This window comes from Microcoleus sp. SVA1B4 (assembly GCF_036700545.1).
Lineage (GTDB): Bacteria > Cyanobacteriota > Cyanobacteriia > Cyanobacteriales > Microcoleaceae > Microcoleus.
Genome location: NZ_JAUBPB010000052.1, coordinates 20,949 through 38,617, shown reverse-complemented (window position 1 = coordinate 38,617; position 17,669 = coordinate 20,949). Strand labels below are relative to the sequence as shown.

The window sequence follows — 17,669 nt, the reverse complement described above, 5'->3', positions numbered from 1 at the left end:
CGAATGAATGAACTTACCATTTAAATGATAAAGCTAGTTTCTTCCCCAAGAGCCGCTTGCCAACTGCGGACATCATAGTATAAGTCTTCGAGGGAAATACTGTACAGCGCTTCGGCAAGTTTTTTGTGCAATCGGTTCCACAAACTGAATGTTACCCAGTCCTCTGCTTGCGTCGCGTCGGGAAAATGTCGAGGTAAAGGTTCAATAGTTTCACCTACAGCCTCTAAGATTTGTCCTAAAGAGATTTGAGCGGGCATACGGGCTAATTGATATCCACCTTGGGAACCCCGAACAGATTGGACTAAACCTGCTCGTCGCATTTCAATCAGCAATTTTTCTAGATACGGAGCAGGTAACTCCTGTCGCTTCGCTATCGATTTCACCGATGTCGGGCCAAAGCGAGGTTGCAAACTTAGATCCAGTAATGCTTTGACACTGTAGTGTCCGCGTGTGGTTAACTTCATGGGATTTTAAGAGCGGGGCAAATATTCAGCTAGCTGATAGCTGATAGCTTATGCTACCGAGTTTAGAGATTGCTCGCACCGGTTGCAGCTACTCCTCAAGAAAGACTGCAGGTTGTTAAAAATATTTAGATAATAGTGGTTAACAATTGAGCCGATCGGTGTAATATAGTTTTACGACCAGCTATAAAGCTAAAGTTTCTTGGTCAAACCAAAAACCAACCGAGAAAAAATCCGTACACCAGTTGAATATTTCAGGACTCAGTAAATGGCTAAAAAGAAAAATATCGAACCCCTTGAAGGCGAAGATCTGATCAAAAAGGTCAAAGACCTAGAGAACCTTACCAAGGAAGAAAAAGCTAGAGCCTGTGGCTACTACACCGTTACTAAGAACGGCGTAGAACGGGTCAACATGATGAAATTCCTGAATGCGCTGATTGATGCAGAAGGCATTCAGCTAGACGGGAAGCAAAACGGCAATGGACGCGGCGGACGCTCTGCCAGCTATCGGATTAGCGTTCAATCTAACGGCAACTTACTGATTGGAGCTGCCTACACCAAACAGATGGAACTCCAGCCAGGAGATGAATTTGAAATCTCTCTGGGACGCAAGCACATTCACCTGCGCCAAATCGATCGCGAAGAAGAAGAATCCTAGGCTTTTACGACTTGCTTTGACTTCTTGCTTGAACTGGTTGGTTTGACTTCAAGCATTGACTGCGAGCAGAGAATTGGCTCTGAAATCTTTCTGCGAGCCTAAAACACTATGGCTTCTATAGATGGCAATGGCTCGACAAAAGCCACTGCCACCACTTTATATTTTGCGAGAATACCTATTCTCGCCCCTCGCTATATCCGTTTGGACAAGCGGGGGATTTTCCGCGTAGCTGTTGAAGAGAAGTTCTGCAGCCGATTGTGTACGGGATTTAACGGATGTAAGGCATGGATGTTCACCAAGGGATTGTATAGCGGATTTAACGGATGAATGTTAAGTTTCGATGGTCGAGGTTCCAGGCAAGAAGCAGGTTAGGTTGAGCTACGAAACCGAACAAAGCAAGAAAATGGCGGAGGTATTCTGGGCCAAGAGTGCGTAATACCCGTTTAAAATTTAAAAAAAATAATGCAACTGTCGGCAAACTCCAAAGCACGAGCTTCCTCATTCATCCCTAATTATTTAATCTAAAATCTAAAATCTAAAATCTAAAATTGTATAAGTCTCGTGCTTGCTCCTGAGTTGTGTCTGTGTGGGAGGGGTTTTGAGGGGAAGGAAACACCTCGATCGCCCGTAAGTGAAATTACAGGCTGGAACAGTTAAAGTGTTAGGGAGCAATTAGTCATCAGCCTATGCCGTTGCCCCAATTCGCGAGTAAAACTTCTCAACACCAAACAAAAATCTCCCTGCGTCACCTTCTAGTGGCCTCTTTTGTGCTGCAAATCGTCGCCGTAGTCGGGATTGTCGGGTATCTGTCCTTTCGCAACGGAGACAAAGCAGTCGAAGAGCTCGCCGAGAAATTGATCGCGGAGACGGGGAAGAGAGTTGAAGAAAAGCTGATTTCTTTTCTCGAACCTACCCAGTGGGTAAATCAACTTAACGCCTCGGCGATCGAGCGCGGTGAATTAAACTTACACTTAGAAAAGCCACAGCCTGGGGGAGAGAAGTTCCTCTGGCAACAAATGCGATCTTTTAAAAACATTCAATGGATATCCTTCGGTGCTGAAAAATCAGGAGAATATCTCGGCATTTGGCGCAACCCCACGGATCACAGCTTGCAAATTGTCGCGGCGAACAAGTCTACCAACTTTCAGAGCATATACTACGCTACAGACGGCAGAGGCACTCGCACCGCTAAATTAAAGGCAGAACCCGGAACCTACGATGCCCGTCTCCGCCCCTGGTACAAAGAAGCTGTCGCAGCTAACAAACCGATTTGGACGAGCATTTATCCGGGTTTTACTCCAGGGACTGTTTTTATTGCTGCTAGCCAACCGATTCGCGATCGAAATGGTAAATTGCTGGGAGTTAGTGCCGTAGACTTCTCGCTCTCGGATCTTCAGCAATATCTCCATCGCATCAAGCTTAGCAAAACGGGACAAATTTTCGCGATCGAACGATCGGGCTTGGTGGTTGCCAGTTCGAGTAAAGAATCACCCTTTAGAAAGATTTCTGGAAACCCGCAACTGCAGCGGCTAAATGTTTTAGAGAGCCAAACTCCTGTCATTCGCACGGCAGCTAAATATTTGTACGAACACTTCGGGGGCTTTGGCGACATTAAGCAGCGGCAGCAACTGAAATTTAGCCGAGACGGGCAGGAATATTTTGTGGAAGTGCTGCCGTTTTCTGATGTTTATGGTTTGAACTGGCTGATTGCGATCGCAGTTCCCGAATCCGATTTCATGGGGCAAATTAACAAAAATACGCGCACTACAATTTTACTTTGTTTGGTGGCGCTACTGCTATCGACCATGGCTGGAGTGCTGACAGCGAGGTGGGTAACGCTGCCGCTGCTGCGGCTCAACGAAGCAGCTAAAGATATTGCCGCCAGAGAGTTCGATCGCCCTGTTGCTGTCAGTAGGCTTGAGGAAGTCGGCGAATTAGCCGAGTCTTTCAACGAGATGGCAGCTCAACTGAAAAAGTCTTTTCAAGCTTTGGCAGAAAGTGAAGAAAAATTTGCCCAACTGGTAGAAAATTTGCCTGTTGGAGTCGCGGCGATGACTCCGGGCGGCGCAGTTATTTTCATGAATTCGGCGGGAGAGCAGATATTGGGCAGGGGAGAAATGCCCGATGCTACCGCAGCAGAGCTACCACAAGCTTATCAAACTTATATAACAGGAACCGATCAACTTTACCCGGCCGCTCAAATGCCGTTTGCACGGGCGTTGAGTGGCTTCGAGGTGATTGCGGAAGATATGGATATTCGCCGAGACGGGAAAAATATTCGTTTGGAAGTGCGAGCGCTGCCGGTGTTTGACGGTGCGGGGAATATCCTTTATGTTCTTAATGTTTTTAAAGATATTACGGCTCGCAAACAGGCAGAGCAAATATTGGCTGACTACAACCGTACTCTCGAAATTGAAGTAGTCGATCGCACGATCGAGCTAGCCTCGATCAATGCCCGCTTGCAGCTCGAAATTGAGGAGCGCAAGCAAGATGAAAAAATTATCCGTCAACAGCGCGACTTTAACTTAAAGATTATCGAAAATTCTCCGATTTTTTTTGTGGCGATCGACTCTGAGGGTAAAATCCTGCTGGCGAATAACTGTATGCTGGAAGCGGTGGGCTATACTGCCACAGAAGTTGTAGGCAAGGATTACTTAGCGACATTTGTACCCCCAAGCGATCGAGCCGGATTACATTCGATTTTTACGGGCGTAACAGCGCGGGAGCAAACGGTTAACGAACATCGCATTCTCACTTCTGACGATCGGACTTTGTTAGTTGAGTGGCACGGCACACCGGTGCTCGACGAAGGTGGCAGCCTGGATTTCTTGTTTGGATTTGGGATTGATATTGGCGAGCGCAAACAAGCACAATTAGCCTTGCAAAAAAGCGAAGCTCTGTTTCACAAATTAGCCAACACTGTTCCCGGAGAACTTTACATATTCGTGCAGCATCCCGACGGATCAGTCAAGATGGAATATATCAGCCCTCTGTGCCGAGAAATTCAAGAATTAGAGCCGGAGGCAATCCAGAACAACTCTGCTTTACTCTACGAACAAATGCACCCGGACGATCGATCCAGTCACTTCGAGGCAATTGTCAAAAGTGCCACTGATCTAGAACCATTTTCCCACGAGTGGCGGATTGTGACAGCATCGGGAAAACTCAAATGGCTGCAAGGTTATTCTCGACCAGAATTGCGCGAAAATGGAGATATTGTCTGGCACGGCATAATTATTGATACGAGCGATCGCAAACAAGCAGAACAAGAACTCCAACAAGCCAAAGAAGCCGCAGAAGCTGCCAACAAAACTAAAAGCCTCTTTCTCGCCAACATGAGCCACGAATTGCGAACCCCCCTCAACGCCATTCTCGGCTTCGCTCAATTAATCGAACCCAGCGCTAATTTAACTTTGCCGGAAAAAGAAAATATCACAATTATTCGCCGCAGCGGAGAGCACCTGCTTCAGGTGATCAATCAAATCTTAGACTTATCTAAAATTGAAGCTGGGCGCATGACACTCAACGCCAATTTTTTTGACTTGTACCGCTTGCTGGGGGACGTGCAAAATATGTTCCAAATTCCTGCAAAAAATAAAGGATTGCAATTAATTATTGACTGCTCTTCCGATGTTCCCCAGTACGTGCAAACTGATGATGTTAAGTTGCGACAAGTGCTGATTCATTTATTAGATAATGCGGTTAAATTTACCGAAACTGGTTCAATTTCAATCACAGTAAGGCAGAATCAAGAAGAAATAATTAAGCCTACAATAAACGATTCTTTAAATATTGGTAAACCTCAAGAAATAGTTTTTATTGGCTTTGAAATAGCAGATACAGGAGTTGGTATTCCACCGGAAAAATTAGAAAGCATCTTTGAATTTTTGGTGCAAACTTCATCAGAAAAGAAAGTTCAAACAGGTACGGGGTTAGGATTAAACATCAGCCGCGAGTTTATAAGATTAATGGGAGGCGACATTACCGTCGAGAGCGAAGTGGGAGACGGTACAGTCTTCAAGTTTGACATTCAAGTTGTTACCGCAGCGGGTGCTGGTGAAGTCATCAATAAATATGTTGAAGTCAATGATTTATCGCAGAGTTCAAGTATGGTACAAGAAAAAATATCTAATAGTGCTGCAATATTTACGCTGGACTCCAAGCCGAAAGTTTCCCCAGAATGGACGAGGAATCTAAAACAGGCAGTCCGTGAGGCTGACTTCGACTTGATTGCCACAAGTATTGAGGAAATCGGCAGCGACAATGATGTTTTTGCGGAAGTTCTGATGAATCATCTATATAATTTTGATTATCAAAAAATACTAGATTTGATTGATGAAATTGAGCGGTAGGGTGCGCCGAAGATTAACTTATACAGCCTTTCTCAGTAACAGTGCGGTACGGTTGAGAATTGTCAGGTAATCAGTAGACAAGAGTGCCTAAATTTTTGATGGATAGACAAACCAAACCGCCGATTAAGGCAGATGAACACAGATTAATGCAGATAATTTCAATATATTCAGGCTATTGGCAATAGATATGGAATTGCTCGCCCGCGTACCTCACGAAAGTTGAGAAAGGCTATATAATAATTATTATTGTTGATTTGCAGCTAATAATTTAGGAATGAGAATTAAATAACTTCCACAAGTTTATGGGATGGGCGTCCCGCCCGTCTTTTTTGGACGGGCGGGACGCCCATCCCACAATAACAATTAAATTTGTAAGTTATTTAATTCGCGATCCTTAGTCAGTCCTGGACGCAAGAACATACCTCAAAAAATCTTTAACTATTGTGACAGTTTCGTCCAGGACTATTTGTGTTTGACTTGACTTTTTTTAAGCTAGAGTTAACCCCCCCGATCGCCCTTTTGGTAAGGGAAAATCGAGGGGGTTAACTGTTATTTGTCAAGTATCTGAGGATATTAAGCAGGGTTCGCTTCGGCTCGTCTTTGTAGTAGGCGGGCAATTTCAGCTTTTTCTACAAGTCCGACGAGGACGCCGTTTTCGCGAATGACGGGGAGTTCTTGTACTTTGAGTTGTTCCAGAAGGGTGACGACTTCGAGGAGGGATAATTCTGGTTTGACTGTTGTGGAAAATTCGATCGGCTTCAGGAGTTCTTTGACTAAAACTTCGGGCCAGCGTCCGGTAGGAATGGTTTTGAGGTCATCAAGGTCGATCGCCCCTACCAATTGTCCGGAATCATCTGTTGCCAGGAACCTGCGCCAGGTTTGAGTGCTACCGATAACGTAGTTGTTGGCAAATTCTCTGAGGGACAAGTCTTGGGAGACGATCGGACTTTCGGGGGTAACAGCATCTGCGGCTGTCAGGCCTGCCAGTTGATTTTGGACTGTGGCATATTGGGCCGATTGACCGGCATTTTGCAGTAAGAACCAACCGATTACTAGATTCCAAATATTGCCGAATACGCCTGTAGCAATGGCAATCCAACCAATTATTTGACCGACGCGGCTAGCAAAAATTACACCTTTGTAAGGGTTGCCAGTAATTTTCCAGACGATTGCTTTGAGGATGTTGCCACCGTCGAGGGGCAAACCGGGAATTAAGTTAAATAAGGCTAGAACTAAGTTGATGGAAGCTAAAAGTCCGACGATGGCTGCTGCGGGGCCTGTGAGTCCAGCACCGATGCCTATGGCTGTTAACAAACCGGATAAAAATAAGCTAACCAACGGGCCTGCAATGGCTACCCAAAATGCTTCGGCTGGGGTTTTGGATTCTCTTTCTAAATTAGCCAGTCCGCCAAACAGAAATAGCGAAATCGATTTCACGCCAATTCCCTGTTTAATGGCTACCCAACTGTGTCCTAATTCGTGGGCTAAGACGGAAGCAAATAACAGTAACGCTGTGAATAATCCCAGCATCCAGGGCACTACGGGGCCCAATGTGGGAAACAGGGCAGCTAATGCGCCGCCGTACTGCCAGGTTACTAAACCCAGAACTAAAAACCAAGATGCGTTGACAAAGAAGGGAATCCCAAACAGGTTGCCGACGCGAAATGTACCGTTCATAATGGCTACCTCTGATTTTACGAAGGAGAGGTTTTTCTCTCTGTCTCCTTATCGTAACGAAACGTAACGGCGATGTTAATGCTTCCATTAGGGTGTTATCCGTCTGTGGAGGTTCGGTTTGCGGAATCATCATTGGCAACTGCGGTTGAGCCCGCCTGGGGTTAAAAATCCCTGTCTGAAAGCGGAAGTCCTCGCTATGAGGGCTGATGAGGATATTTTCTTTTATTTTCTGTTTGAGTTTTGAGTCGGTTTTAACTCAATAAGCTGTGGAGCATTTAAACCACTAACGAGCTTGTATGGTGCGTCAGGAGTGAACACTTACGCTTACAAGGGAAACACTTCTGTACGCTGGGCACCCTACTATCGTCTTTTAAATGCCGAACAGCTTACGCTTGGGTTAAAACTGTTTATTCCGGGCGTGATCCTCCTCGTATCCCCCTTGCTAATCAGGGTGAATTAATTTTCGGAAAAATCAACTAAGCTGATTGGAGTAATTGCTGACGTTACCTGAAGGATTGAACTGGTTTATCTCGGCACTGAAAACCGAAAAGCAACTCACTGATATTTTCAAGTTGGTTAGCCATCAATCTTAAAGCGCAGGGGTTGAGTATTCGTACTACTCATCCGATCTTTCGGGAGCATCTTAATATTTGTAAAAACACTTCTTCTGGCTCCTTCCTTCTGACTCTTTCCTCCTGCCCCGCAGCAAGATCGCCTCAAAACTCTAATTTCTAGCTAGTCTGCTTTCATTGAGATGCTCCCTTGTCACCCTCCGCGATCGCAGATCGTTATTATAACTTGATGAGGGAAAAGAGCCCAAATGGGTTCTATAAATTGTACTTGACCACGAATTTCAAAGGTGGTACCCGCCACGTGATTTATCCGTGGAATCAATCCAAAATCGAAAATCCTCAAGCCCCCGCATTTATCTCGCGCAAGTCAATTCTTTAATCTAAAATCTAAAATCTAAAATCTAAAATCGATTGACTTTAGGGGCAAGATATAAAGGAGCATCCTGTCAATAGCGGTTCTTTTGAACCCATTTGAGATATTTATGGCGATCGACAGACAACGGGCGATCGACTCGCACCCTCCAAGATGTCAAATGGGTTCTATACCAAATTATATGAGCTTACCGGGCTTATTGTACCATATTCATTTGTTTAGATGGATGTGTTACTTTACTTGAAAATGGAAAAAGCCGTCGTAAAAGGACGGGGTTTTAAACCCAATCTTCTGATAAAAAACCCTCGCCTCACCCGTAAAAAATGTTGCAAAATTTATTGAGTAAAGTACGAATTTATACTTATTGCCTAACAGTCTTGGTGTTGGGTGGCTGCCAGCAACAGCTACAGCCAACCTTGCAGCAGCAGCGCAGCCAACAGGGGATGGCAGTTTCCGCTCACCCTCTGGCGAGCGCTGCGGGGCTGGCCCTGCTGCAACAGGGCGGTAATGCAGTGGATGCGGCTGCTGCTACTGCTTTGGCGATTTCGGTGGTGGAGCCTTTTTCGGCGGGTATCGGCGGCGGGGGTTTTTTACTGCTGCAGCGGGCCCAAACGGGGACTGTGCAAGCGCTGGATTTCCGGGAACGAGCTCCGCAACGGGCGGCGCGGGATATGTACCTCGACAAGCAAGGGAAGGTCCGCCAAAGGGCAAGTCTGGACGGGCATTTGGCTGCGGGTATTCCGGGCACTGTTGCTGGACTTTATACGGTGCACCGCGAGTATGGTAAGTTGCCTTGGGCACAGGTGGTGGCGCCGGCGATCGCCCTGGCTGAAAATGGCTTTCCGGTAAGTTCGCGGTTTACCACGGCTACCGGGCGACGACAGGATGTGCTCAAAAAAAACCGGGCGGCGCGGGAGGTTTTTACTCGTGGTGGCATTTTATACCAGCCTGGTGAGCTTTTGGTGCAGCGGGATTTGGCGCGGACTTTGCGACAGATTGCACAAAATCCGCAGAGTTTTTATACCGGGGACATTGCGCGGGCGATCGCCGCCGATATGGCTAAAAATGGCGGCATTATCACTCTCGAAGATTTGAAAAACTATACGCCGATTTGGCGAAATCCGGTTTGTGGCAACTTTCGGATTTACGAAATTTGCGCGATGTCGCCTCCTTCTTCCGGCGGCGTTCATTTGTTGCAAATCTTAAATATTCTGGGAGATACGGATCTCAAGAGGTTGGGAAGGCAAAGTCCAGATACTTTACACTTGCTGGCGGAGAGCATGAGGATTGCTTATGCTGATCGGGCTGAGTATTTGGGCGACCCGGATTTTGTGAGTGTACCAGTCAAAGCTCTAACTAGCACCAATTATGCCAAATTGAGACGATCGCAAATCCAAATGTCAAAAGCCAGACCCTCCAGCGAGGTAAAAGCTGTTGACGCTGAAACTTTGAACCGTCTCCTGTGGGAGTCTCCCGAAACTACCCACCTCACGGTAGTTGACAAAGAGCGCAATGTGGTATCTTTGACGTTTACAGTGAATGGCGGTTTTGGGGCTGGAGTCGTGGCTGCAGGTACGGGAATTTTGCTCAACAACGAGATGGATGATTTTGCAGCGGCGCCAGGAGTGCCGAATTTGTTTGGTTTGGTGGGCGGGGAGGCAAATTCGATCGCCCCTGGGAAAACTCCTTTATCCAGCATGACGCCGATTATCGTGACCGAAAATGGCAAATTTCGCCTCGCAGCGGGAGCTCCCGGAGGCAGCACGATTATTACCACGGTGTTGCAAATTGTACTGAACGTATTGGTTCACGACATGAATGTCGGCGATGCTGTGTCTGCACCTCGGATACACCACCAGTGGCAGCCCGATCGCCTGATGGTGGAACGGGGAGGTTTTGAGGCTGCGACGCTTTCGGAGTTGCGGCGGCGGGGACACCAAATTGTCGAAGGTGACGGCTGGGGCAATGCTAATGCGATCGTCCTGACTGCAGACGGTTGGTTGGAAGGGGCTGCAGATCGGCGCGGCGAAGGAGAAGCAAGGGGATTTTAGTCAACAGTCAGTCGATTAGAGATTTTAGACTTCGACGCGCCGTCGAGTCGCACTCAGTCGAAGGATTTTAGATTTACTCCAGAGATCAATCTGGGATATTGAACTAGGGTCAAAAATTTTGATCTCTCTACGACAGGAATCGGGGGCTTGTATGGTTTTTTTTGGGCGAGGTCATCTTTCATGAGTCATGAGTCCTTAGCTATTAGTCATCTTTCATGAGTCATGAGTCTTTAGCTATTAGTCATGAGTCATTTTGGAGAGCCCCAACGGTATCAAAACCAGGTTTTTTGGGTTACCAGTGCGTAAGGGATAAAATTATTAGTCTGTGTACTTGTATTTTTGCCTCCGTATTTTTGCGCTGAGGTTTATAGGCTGACAAACTGCCAATAACTACAAAAAAAATAACCACACAAAGCGTAAATCTACTTATATGTAAAGTTATTGTAAAGCTACTAGACATTAATAGTTATATAATGTAAAAATTAAGGTGTGCAGAGAATCAGGTTTGTATCTTTTAGGAAAAATTTATGATAATTACTCACAAAACTGCTGCCTTAACAGCTACATTAACTACTGCTCTGAGTTTGTTGGCAGCGCCAGCAATGGCATTTTCGGTAGGGGCAACGAATAACACTGAGACTTTGAAAAATAATTTATTGGGAGCTAATACAGTCGGCTTGAGTAATTTTTCTGTTTCAATTACGGGTAATTCGGCTGCTTTTGGTACTTTCACTAATGACCCCTTCGGTTTGACATCAGGAGTTGTTCTGAGCACTGGTAGAGTCACCGATATACCGGGTCAGAATCGGAAAGATAACTTCACGACAGAGGACAGCGATTTAAGCACGGATTTTGGTGCTAAGGGTGAACAAGGGGATACGACTCAGCTAAACCTCAGCTTTTTTGCTAATAGCACTGTTCAAAAGTTATTCTTTCAATATGTATTTGCTTCTGAGGAGTTTCCTGAGTTCGGCGGTTCTAATAAATATAATGACAATTTTGAACTGCTGCTGAACGGCACTAATTTGGCAAAATTGAGCGACGGAAAAACTGTTACGATTAATAATCTTGTTCCCGATCCATATAATCGCTCTACAGATCACCCCGACTATATTGACAACCCAAGTTTCACAGGTATTGCTGCTAACATCATTAAGCTGGACGGTTTTACTAAAGTTTTAGGTTTTGAGGGTTTGCTCAAGCAAAATCAGACGAATGTTCTCAGCATCCGCATTAAAGATGTGGGCGATGGCTATTTAGATTCTGCTGTATTTATTAAAGGCGGTTCTCTGGAGACGGTTCAACCTGAGCCGGTTCCCGAACCGATGACTGTGGGGGGTTTGATGGCGGGAGGCGCTATGCTGGCTGCTGGACGAAAGTTACGCAATCGCCGTGGCGCAAGTAATTAATAACGGAAGGAAGAAGGAAGAGGGAAGTTCGGCAACGGATTCGCTCGACGGATGTAACGGATGTAACGGATGTCAGGAAGAAGGAAGAAGGAAGAAGGAAAAAACAGAACAGGAACCATGTTGGCGGTTGCTGTAATATGAATCTCGATTAGCCGTGTGGGAGACAGAAAGGGGGTTTGATGAACGAACAAATCTCGTTGCAGTTGTTGAACCAGGTAAAAAAACTCGGTTTGTGCGATCGCGATCGCGTAATATCATGTCAAGTAATTTAAGCATTATGGGTACGCAGCGAGGAATGCAAGTCCTCATACAATTCTGACGACGAATGCCCTCACTACGAACCAATTTTATTGCGGTTGTGCTAGCGGAAAGAATATAAGTTTTCATCCCAAATTCGCAAAGGGCGGATTTTTTTGTGTTTGGAGTTGCAGCAAATATTGCGGGTAAAACCCGCGTCTACAACCACTGACTAAAAACTAAATAATTTAGCTATGAACAGTACCGTCCGGTAAGATTGTACCTGTTAATGTAGTCCGGGTAAGTTTGACCATAACTCGATCGCCGTAACCGATTTTCGCTCCTGTTAAGTCAGCACCGCTCAAGTCAGCACCGCTCAAATCGGCTCCGATTAAGTTGGTTTCTCTCAAGTTGGCATTGATCAAACAAGCTCCTAACAAATTGGCCCGGAACAAGTTAGCTTGGTGCAAATTCGCGCCTGTGAGATTGACGTTGTGTAGAAAAGCATCGCTTAAGTCGGCTTCACTCAGGTTTGCATTGCTCAAGTTTCTTCCTGAAAAATCCTTTTCTTTTAAGGAAGCTCCTTTGAAGTTGGAACCGCTCAAATCGGGAGCTTGGGGCCCAGCTTGGCGGTAAGACTGAGATGGCGGCGGCTGCGATTGGTAGCGGGACGCCTCTGAATAGGGCCCTGCAGGGTTTCCCCCATAGTTTCCCGCATAATTTCCAGGATATTTCCCTGAAGAGGGTTCAGAAGAGTAGCGGGGTTCTTTTGGGGTGGCCGGTGGTGGCTGAGTGTTTTGCTGCTGGGTGTTTGGATACTGAGTATTTCTGTACTGAGCGTTTTGGTACTGAGTATTGGGTTGCTGAGCGTTTTGGTACTGAGTGTTTTGGTACTGAGTATTGGGTTGCTGAGCGTTTTGGTACTGAGTGTTTTGTTGCTGAGTGTTTCTGTACTGAGTATTTTGTTGCTGGGTAGTTTGTTGCTGAGTATTTCTGTACTGAGCGTTTTGTTGCTGGGTAGTTTGTTGCTGAGTGTTTCTGTACTGAGCGTTTTGTTGCTGGGTGTTTTGGTGCTGGGTATTTTTGTGCTGGGTGTTTTGTTGCTGGGTGTGTTTGTGCTGAGTATGTTTGTGCTGAACGTTTTGATTCTGACCTCTTGGTTGAATCGATCGCAATTGTTCGCGAGCTTGATTAATTTCCTTAATCTTCTCTTCAGCTTTCTGTAGTAGTCTGGGATTGTCTTTGGGGATGCGATCGGGGTGCCAAATGAACGCTAAATCCTTGTAGGCTTGGCTAATTTCTTCTCTGGAAGCTCCCGGCAACAGTCCCAGCACTTTATAGTATTGGTCGAGGTCGTTCATTGTACCACCTTTCGCTTTAAGAAATTAGAAATTAAAAATTAAGATCGGAGCAAAAGCCGTTCTCAAAGCTTGCGTGTCCGATCGTACATTAGATGAACAATAACTCAGCTAAGCCGCTGCTGGCAAAAAGTCTCGAATTCGCTGCAAGTATGTTGCGGCATCCTCCAGCATCGGAAAGTGAGCCGTATTCGGAATTATAACAAATTCTACTTTTTTGCTGAGGGAGGCTGCTTGCTCTCCCATGGCGGCGGGAATAATTTGGTCAAATTCTCCGGCCACAAGCAGTGTGGGAACACTCAGCCGCGCAAATTCTTGGGGCATTTCCTCGGCTGCTCTTTTACTGACTGCCGTCACCATTGTACCTATAGCAGCTTGCTCGTCTGCCATTAAAAAATCCTTGAGAAACGCCAGACTGACCTCTGTGGGCAGGGAACGGCGCAAAAACCGGGCCATAAATAGCCGATCGGCAAACGGGATGGATGCCAACCAAGAGGGTCTAAATTTTACCACATAGCCACCGAATTTGTGAAAAGTTGTAAAGGCTTTTTCATCGTATTCAAAAATCCCGCTGCAAGTGAGAATTGCTTTTTCTACTTTTTCGGGGTAAAGGTTGAGAAATAAAGTAGCAATTGATGCTCCTGTGGAGTGAGCATTGAGAAAGACGCGGCTTAAATTCAGAGATTCTAATAATTCAGCTAAGTCGCGGGCGTAGGTTTCGAGTTCGTAGCTGGACTCAGGAGGCTCTTTCGGCAAGGGCGATCGACCAAAACCTCTCATATCGTAGAGCAAACAATCAAAATCATCAGCAATAGCCCGTGCCGTGCTTTCCCAGTAGCGCGCTGAGCCCGCCCAGCCGTGCAGAAATACCATCACTGGTTTCCCGCTAGGTTGGGCCGTGTTATCTGCCGTTATCCACTCGTAATAATGTTCTACACCGCGAATTGAAATGAAAGACATGATATTGATTTTGGATTCTGAGATTTTAGATTTTAGATTTTAACTCATAATTGTTCCGTAAATACCAAAATTCCCGACTTCTTTAAAAAGTCAGGAATCTCAAGACTACATCCCTCAAAAAATTCTGCGTTAATCTGCGTCAATTTGCCCACATCTGCAGTCAAAAAATACCAACATAAAAACTAATCATAAATCTTAAGCAGCAGAAGCAGCCAACCAAAATAAACCATCTACCAAAAGCGTGCTTAACACCGCGCCGCTGAAAGCGCGCCAGTGCAGTTCTCGATCGCGCAAACTCAGCAAACCGACTGTTAGCAACACAGCGATTAAAACTAAAGCACAGCCTATGCCCCAAGGAGTTTCGATTTGACCGATCGCACTTTGAAAAATCGGCATAGCTAATTCCGGTTCCGCGTGCATCACTTGGCGCCAGTAGGGCATCAACCCAGTTAAATAAAAATATAAATCGGTAATAGCAGTGCCAAATAGGGAACCCAAGTAAAAATAGCTGCCAACTTTTCCCCAAGATTTGCCCAAGCACCAAATAGCAAAAGGCAAGCCAATTGCTTCTATAGGTAGATGTAAAATTGGTTCCCATCTAAACCAGCCCCAATAGATAGAACCTGCCAGCCAGCATCCGGCAAATCCTAATAATAAATCTCCCCAAAGTTGTGTTTTGGGGCGGAAAATTAGAATTAAACTCAAAACGAACCAGGGGATAGTTGACAGCAAACTGATGGTTGGATATAAACGCACTAAGGGTGCTTGCACGAAGACTGGAATTGAGACTAAAAATGCTGAGGCGCTAAATATCAACCACTGTTTGATGCTGTTTGTTGTGGCTGAAGAGACAGAATTGTCGAGGCGGGCGATGGTGGCAATAGGTGCGATCGCTGAGGATACTAAATTTAGATTAAACAACTGATTGGACTCCGTATTGTTTCAATAGGTGGACTAAAAATTTTGCTGCGGTTGTGGGTGCGAGAGTCTCAATGCCGGCGGCGGTTTGGCTGAGGTGCCAGCCTTTTGCCGTTTGGGGAGCTCGCCATAAATCCAAATGTTCGATCGCGGGATCTGCATAAAAGCTTTCTCCACCGCCACCGAGAATTGCCGAACTCCAGTGCGTAAAGCGATCGTGGCTGATGCGGTGGATGGGAAAATTTCCCACCAGAGGTACTCCCCAACCGTCTAAGGCAAAAAAAGCCCCGACTTTGCCACCGAGTTGCTGCCACAGAAGAGCCGCCCCGATCGCCCCGGCTACTCCTGCCGAAAAGCTGACAAATACTAGACTTTCTCCTGCTAACTTTTCGCTGCACAAAAAGTGCAATATGTCAAGAGCTGAGAAAGGCGGATATTTATGAGCGGGAAAAATCTTGACACGATCGACTATTTGCTGGTTTGGGCGATCGGCTGCCAGTCCCCAAAGCCCCGAAAGTCCCGCCAGGAAACAGTCGGTTAGCTTTGGTTCGTGGACTCCGGGGCAAATTACCAGTCTCATAGTTCGTCAAGAAAGTTAATATAGTTCGCAACATAACTTTATCATATAGCTATTATATCATATACTACCCCAGGGGATAGGGTGTTAAACTTATAATAGAGTCAAGTTTGAAGAGTATCCCCCCAAGTTAAAACCTGGGAACGCTCCAAACCCCATTAATCTGAGGCAAGGTCAGGGAGTCTTAAGAAAACATGAAACTTATCCCCCCCCGCCCCATCTCCTGTCAAGCTTAGCAAAGGCTGATTCTAGTTTTAAGCAGTTCTGTATTTAGATTTAACTTTTGGGGCGGCGTCGAAGCTGACCCCACAAAAGCTTAAACAAACAGGATTGTGAAAATTAAGAGGCCTGCCAGCTTAGCTGCCCTACGAATTTCGGGTCAGGGTCAATCGATTTTAGATTTGAGATTTGAGATTTTAGATTGACTTGCGCGAGATAAATGCGGCGGCTTGAGGATTTTCGATTTGGGATTGATTCCACGGATAAATCACGTGGCGGGTACCACCTTTGAAATTCGCTTGTCAAAAAACCTACTTAGGACTGATGCCCATCAATCCGGTTTCTAGGATAAATAAGAGGTTTAACCGGGAAGTATGGGCCAAGAAACCGGGAATCAGCCCCGCGCACGTCAGTCGTGCGATCGCACACAATGAAAAATCTCCCATTCCCCCTTCATCCTGCCTGGATCTCTTAGAATAAATAAAATTGAGGAATACAAAGTGGTTGCTTCTCCAGAAAAAATCGATTTCAAAACATCTGCAGCACCCGCAAGTAACGATCGCGTTGCTGTATTGCTGATGGGTTATGGCGAAGTCGAAAGCTACGACGATTTTGCCAACTACAACGAACAAGCTTTAAATTTGCTTACGGCAAAGTTTGCGCCAGTACCGCTTTGGATTTATCCGCCGCTGGCGAAGATTTTAGCAATCTTTGACTTGCACGAGTGGAGTCACCAACACGGTCAATTCGTTTCGCCGCACAATGCAATTTTTGAACAGCAGCGCGCTGGGATTGAAAAGAATTTACAGGAGAAATGGGGCGATAAAGTAAAAGTGTTCAAAGCTTTTAACTTTTGCGCGCCGTTTTTGCCGGAACAAGTAATTCCGCAAATTCAAGCAGAAGGATTTGACAAAATTCTGATTTATCCGCTGTTGGTAGTTGATTCTGTTTTCACCAGCGGCATTGCAGTCGAACAGGTGAATAAAGCTTTAGCACAAACCTTTGATGGTAAGGAACATTGGGTAAAAGGACAGCGCTACATTCCTTCTTTTTACGATGAACCTGCTTACATCCAGCTAATGGCGGATTTGGTTGAAGAGGAAATTAAGAACGATTTAGCTGTAGCGCATTTGCCTTCTCAGATTGGGATTGTGCTGATGAATCACGGTTGTCCGCACAAGGCGAAGGGCTTTACTTCGGGAATTGTGGAAAGTCAAGCTTTGTACGATCGCGTGCGGGAACGTTTGATGCACCGCTATCCTTTGATTTCGGTGGGTTGGCTGAACCACGACACGCCGCTGATTGAATGGACGCAGCCGGATGCGACGTTGGCTGCGAAGAATTTGATCGATTTGGGTGCAACTGCGATCGTCTTTATGCCGATCGGATTTGCCACAGAAAATCACGAAACATTGTTAGATGTAGACCACATTATTGAGTCTTTGCAGAAACAGCGTCAAGGAGTTACTTACCGCAAATTGCCTTGCGTTAACGACCATCCAGAGTTTCTGAAAATGGCTGCCGAGTGGGCAAATCCGCAGATTGAAGCGTTGTTGAGTGAGACTGCGGTTGCTGTTAATCCGAGTTTGGCTTCCGCGCAGCGCGAGCACAGTCATTCTCACGAAGGGCACGGGCATTCTCATGGGGATCACGGGCATTCTCACGGTGGGCATTCTCATGGTGATCGCGGGCATTCTCATGGCGGGCACGGGCACAGTCACTAATAGGACTTGGGCCTGAGAGCTCAGAAACCGGGTTTTTTGCGAAGATACTGCATGGAAATGGCAGATTTAGTGAAAAACCCGGTTTCTTTTGTTGGGGTGCGTAGGTCGAAATTTGGGCGAAAA

Annotated in this window: 13 protein-coding genes; 6 read left to right on the top strand and 7 right to left on the bottom strand. The window is 46.0% G+C overall.

The genetic code is table 11. From position 1 onward, the window contains the following. Positions 1–20: 20 nt before the first annotated feature. Positions 21–464, bottom strand: coding sequence for an Rrf2 family transcriptional regulator (locus tag QT987_RS21215; RefSeq protein WP_333149870.1), 444 nt, complete (start codon positions 462–464; stop codon positions 21–23). Between the two features lie 265 nt (positions 465–729). On the opposite strand from QT987_RS21215, the gene QT987_RS21210 reads away from it, so the two are divergent. Together QT987_RS21210 and QT987_RS21205 are read left to right on the top strand one after the other, a co-directional pair. After that, entirely contained in the window at positions 730–1,119 is a 390-nt protein-coding gene (locus tag QT987_RS21210) for an AbrB family transcriptional regulator (protein WP_015179394.1), read from the top strand. A gap of 686 nt (positions 1,120–1,805) precedes the next feature. Next, positions 1,806–5,471: a PAS domain S-box protein gene (locus QT987_RS21205; RefSeq protein ID WP_333243965.1), complete on the top strand. Its 3,666-nt coding sequence runs from the start codon at positions 1,806–1,808 to the stop codon at positions 5,469–5,471. A 573-nt stretch (positions 5,472–6,044) separates the two neighbouring features. On the opposite strand, the gene QT987_RS21200 is transcribed toward QT987_RS21205, so the two are convergent. Then, positions 6,045–7,148: a site-2 protease family protein gene (locus QT987_RS21200; protein WP_333243962.1), complete on the bottom strand. Its 1,104-nt coding sequence runs from the start codon at positions 7,146–7,148 to the stop codon at positions 6,045–6,047. A 1,268-nt stretch (positions 7,149–8,416) separates the two neighbouring features. Between QT987_RS21200 and ggt the strand changes: the two genes are divergently transcribed. The 3 genes from ggt (at position 8,417) to QT987_RS21185 (ending at position 11,689) form a co-directional block, all read left to right on the top strand. Then, the gene (gene ggt / locus QT987_RS21195) at positions 8,417–10,144 is read left to right on the top strand and encodes a gamma-glutamyltransferase (RefSeq protein WP_333243958.1); all 1,728 of its coding nucleotides are present in this window, start codon (positions 8,417–8,419) and stop codon (positions 10,142–10,144) included. 527 nt (positions 10,145–10,671) lie between these two features. Next, on the top strand, positions 10,672–11,553 hold the full coding sequence (locus QT987_RS21190; protein ID WP_333243955.1) for a choice-of-anchor L family PEP-CTERM protein: 882 nt from the start codon (positions 10,672–10,674) through the stop codon (positions 11,551–11,553). Then, the gene (locus QT987_RS21185; protein ID WP_333243951.1) at positions 11,537–11,689 is read left to right on the top strand and encodes a hypothetical protein; all 153 of its coding nucleotides are present in this window, start codon (positions 11,537–11,539) and stop codon (positions 11,687–11,689) included. The genes QT987_RS21190 and QT987_RS21185 overlap by 17 nt, the downstream gene beginning before the upstream one ends. A 349-nt stretch (positions 11,690–12,038) precedes the next feature. Here the strand turns inward: QT987_RS21185 and QT987_RS21180 are convergent, their stop codons facing one another. The 5 genes from QT987_RS21180 to QT987_RS21160 form a co-directional block, all read right to left on the bottom strand. Then, positions 12,039–13,151, bottom strand: a complete 1,113-nt coding sequence (locus tag QT987_RS21180) for a pentapeptide repeat-containing protein (protein WP_333243948.1) — start codon at positions 13,149–13,151, stop codon at positions 12,039–12,041. A gap of 108 nt (positions 13,152–13,259) precedes the next feature. Then, positions 13,260–14,108, bottom strand: coding sequence for an alpha/beta hydrolase (locus QT987_RS21175; protein ID WP_333243945.1), 849 nt, complete (start codon positions 14,106–14,108; stop codon positions 13,260–13,262). Positions 14,109–14,303: 195 nt separating this feature from the next. Further along, positions 14,304–15,029 (bottom strand): DUF3120 domain-containing protein, encoded by a 726-nt coding sequence (locus QT987_RS21170; RefSeq protein ID WP_333243942.1) that lies wholly within the window; start codon positions 15,027–15,029, stop codon positions 14,304–14,306. Then, complete coding sequence (locus QT987_RS21165) at positions 15,022–15,606, bottom strand: hypothetical protein (protein WP_333243940.1); 585 nt, start codon at positions 15,604–15,606, stop codon at positions 15,022–15,024. Before QT987_RS21165 ends, QT987_RS21170 begins: the two co-directional genes overlap by 8 nt. 527 nt (positions 15,607–16,133) lie before the next feature. Next, positions 16,134–16,268, bottom strand: a complete 135-nt coding sequence (locus QT987_RS21160) for a hypothetical protein (RefSeq protein WP_333243937.1) — start codon at positions 16,266–16,268, stop codon at positions 16,134–16,136. 54 nt (positions 16,269–16,322) lie between these two features. On the opposite strand from QT987_RS21160, the gene QT987_RS21155 reads away from it, so the two are divergent. Continuing rightward, a complete protein-coding gene (locus QT987_RS21155) occupies positions 16,323–17,546 on the top strand; it encodes a ferrochelatase (protein ID WP_333243934.1) in 1,224 nt (407 codons plus the stop codon). The last annotated feature ends 123 nt before the right edge of the window (positions 17,547–17,669 follow it).

What these genes read in the sequence shown, in the direction of transcription:
- QT987_RS21160 (WP_333243937.1), bottom strand. Translation starts at nt 16,268, where the DNA reads ATGGGAGATTTTTCATTGTGTGCGATCGCACGACTGACGTGCGCGGGG.
- QT987_RS21180 (WP_333243948.1), bottom strand. Translation starts at nt 13,151, where the DNA reads ATGAACGACCTCGACCAATACTATAAAGTGCTGGGACTGTTGCCGGGA.
- QT987_RS21190 (WP_333243955.1), top strand. Translation starts at nt 10,672, where the DNA reads ATGATAATTACTCACAAAACTGCTGCCTTAACAGCTACATTAACTACT.
- QT987_RS21210 (WP_015179394.1), top strand. Translation starts at nt 730, where the DNA reads ATGGCTAAAAAGAAAAATATCGAACCCCTTGAAGGCGAAGATCTGATC.
- QT987_RS21165 (WP_333243940.1), bottom strand. Translation starts at nt 15,606, where the DNA reads ATGAGACTGGTAATTTGCCCCGGAGTCCACGAACCAAAGCTAACCGAC.
- QT987_RS21215 (WP_333149870.1), bottom strand. Translation starts at nt 464, where the DNA reads ATGAAGTTAACCACACGCGGACACTACAGTGTCAAAGCATTACTGGAT.
- ggt (WP_333243958.1), top strand. Translation starts at nt 8,417, where the DNA reads ATGTTGCAAAATTTATTGAGTAAAGTACGAATTTATACTTATTGCCTA.
- QT987_RS21175 (WP_333243945.1), bottom strand. Translation starts at nt 14,108, where the DNA reads ATGTCTTTCATTTCAATTCGCGGTGTAGAACATTATTACGAGTGGATA.
- QT987_RS21200 (WP_333243962.1), bottom strand. Translation starts at nt 7,148, where the DNA reads ATGAACGGTACATTTCGCGTCGGCAACCTGTTTGGGATTCCCTTCTTT.
- QT987_RS21205 (WP_333243965.1), top strand. Translation starts at nt 1,806, where the DNA reads ATGCCGTTGCCCCAATTCGCGAGTAAAACTTCTCAACACCAAACAAAA.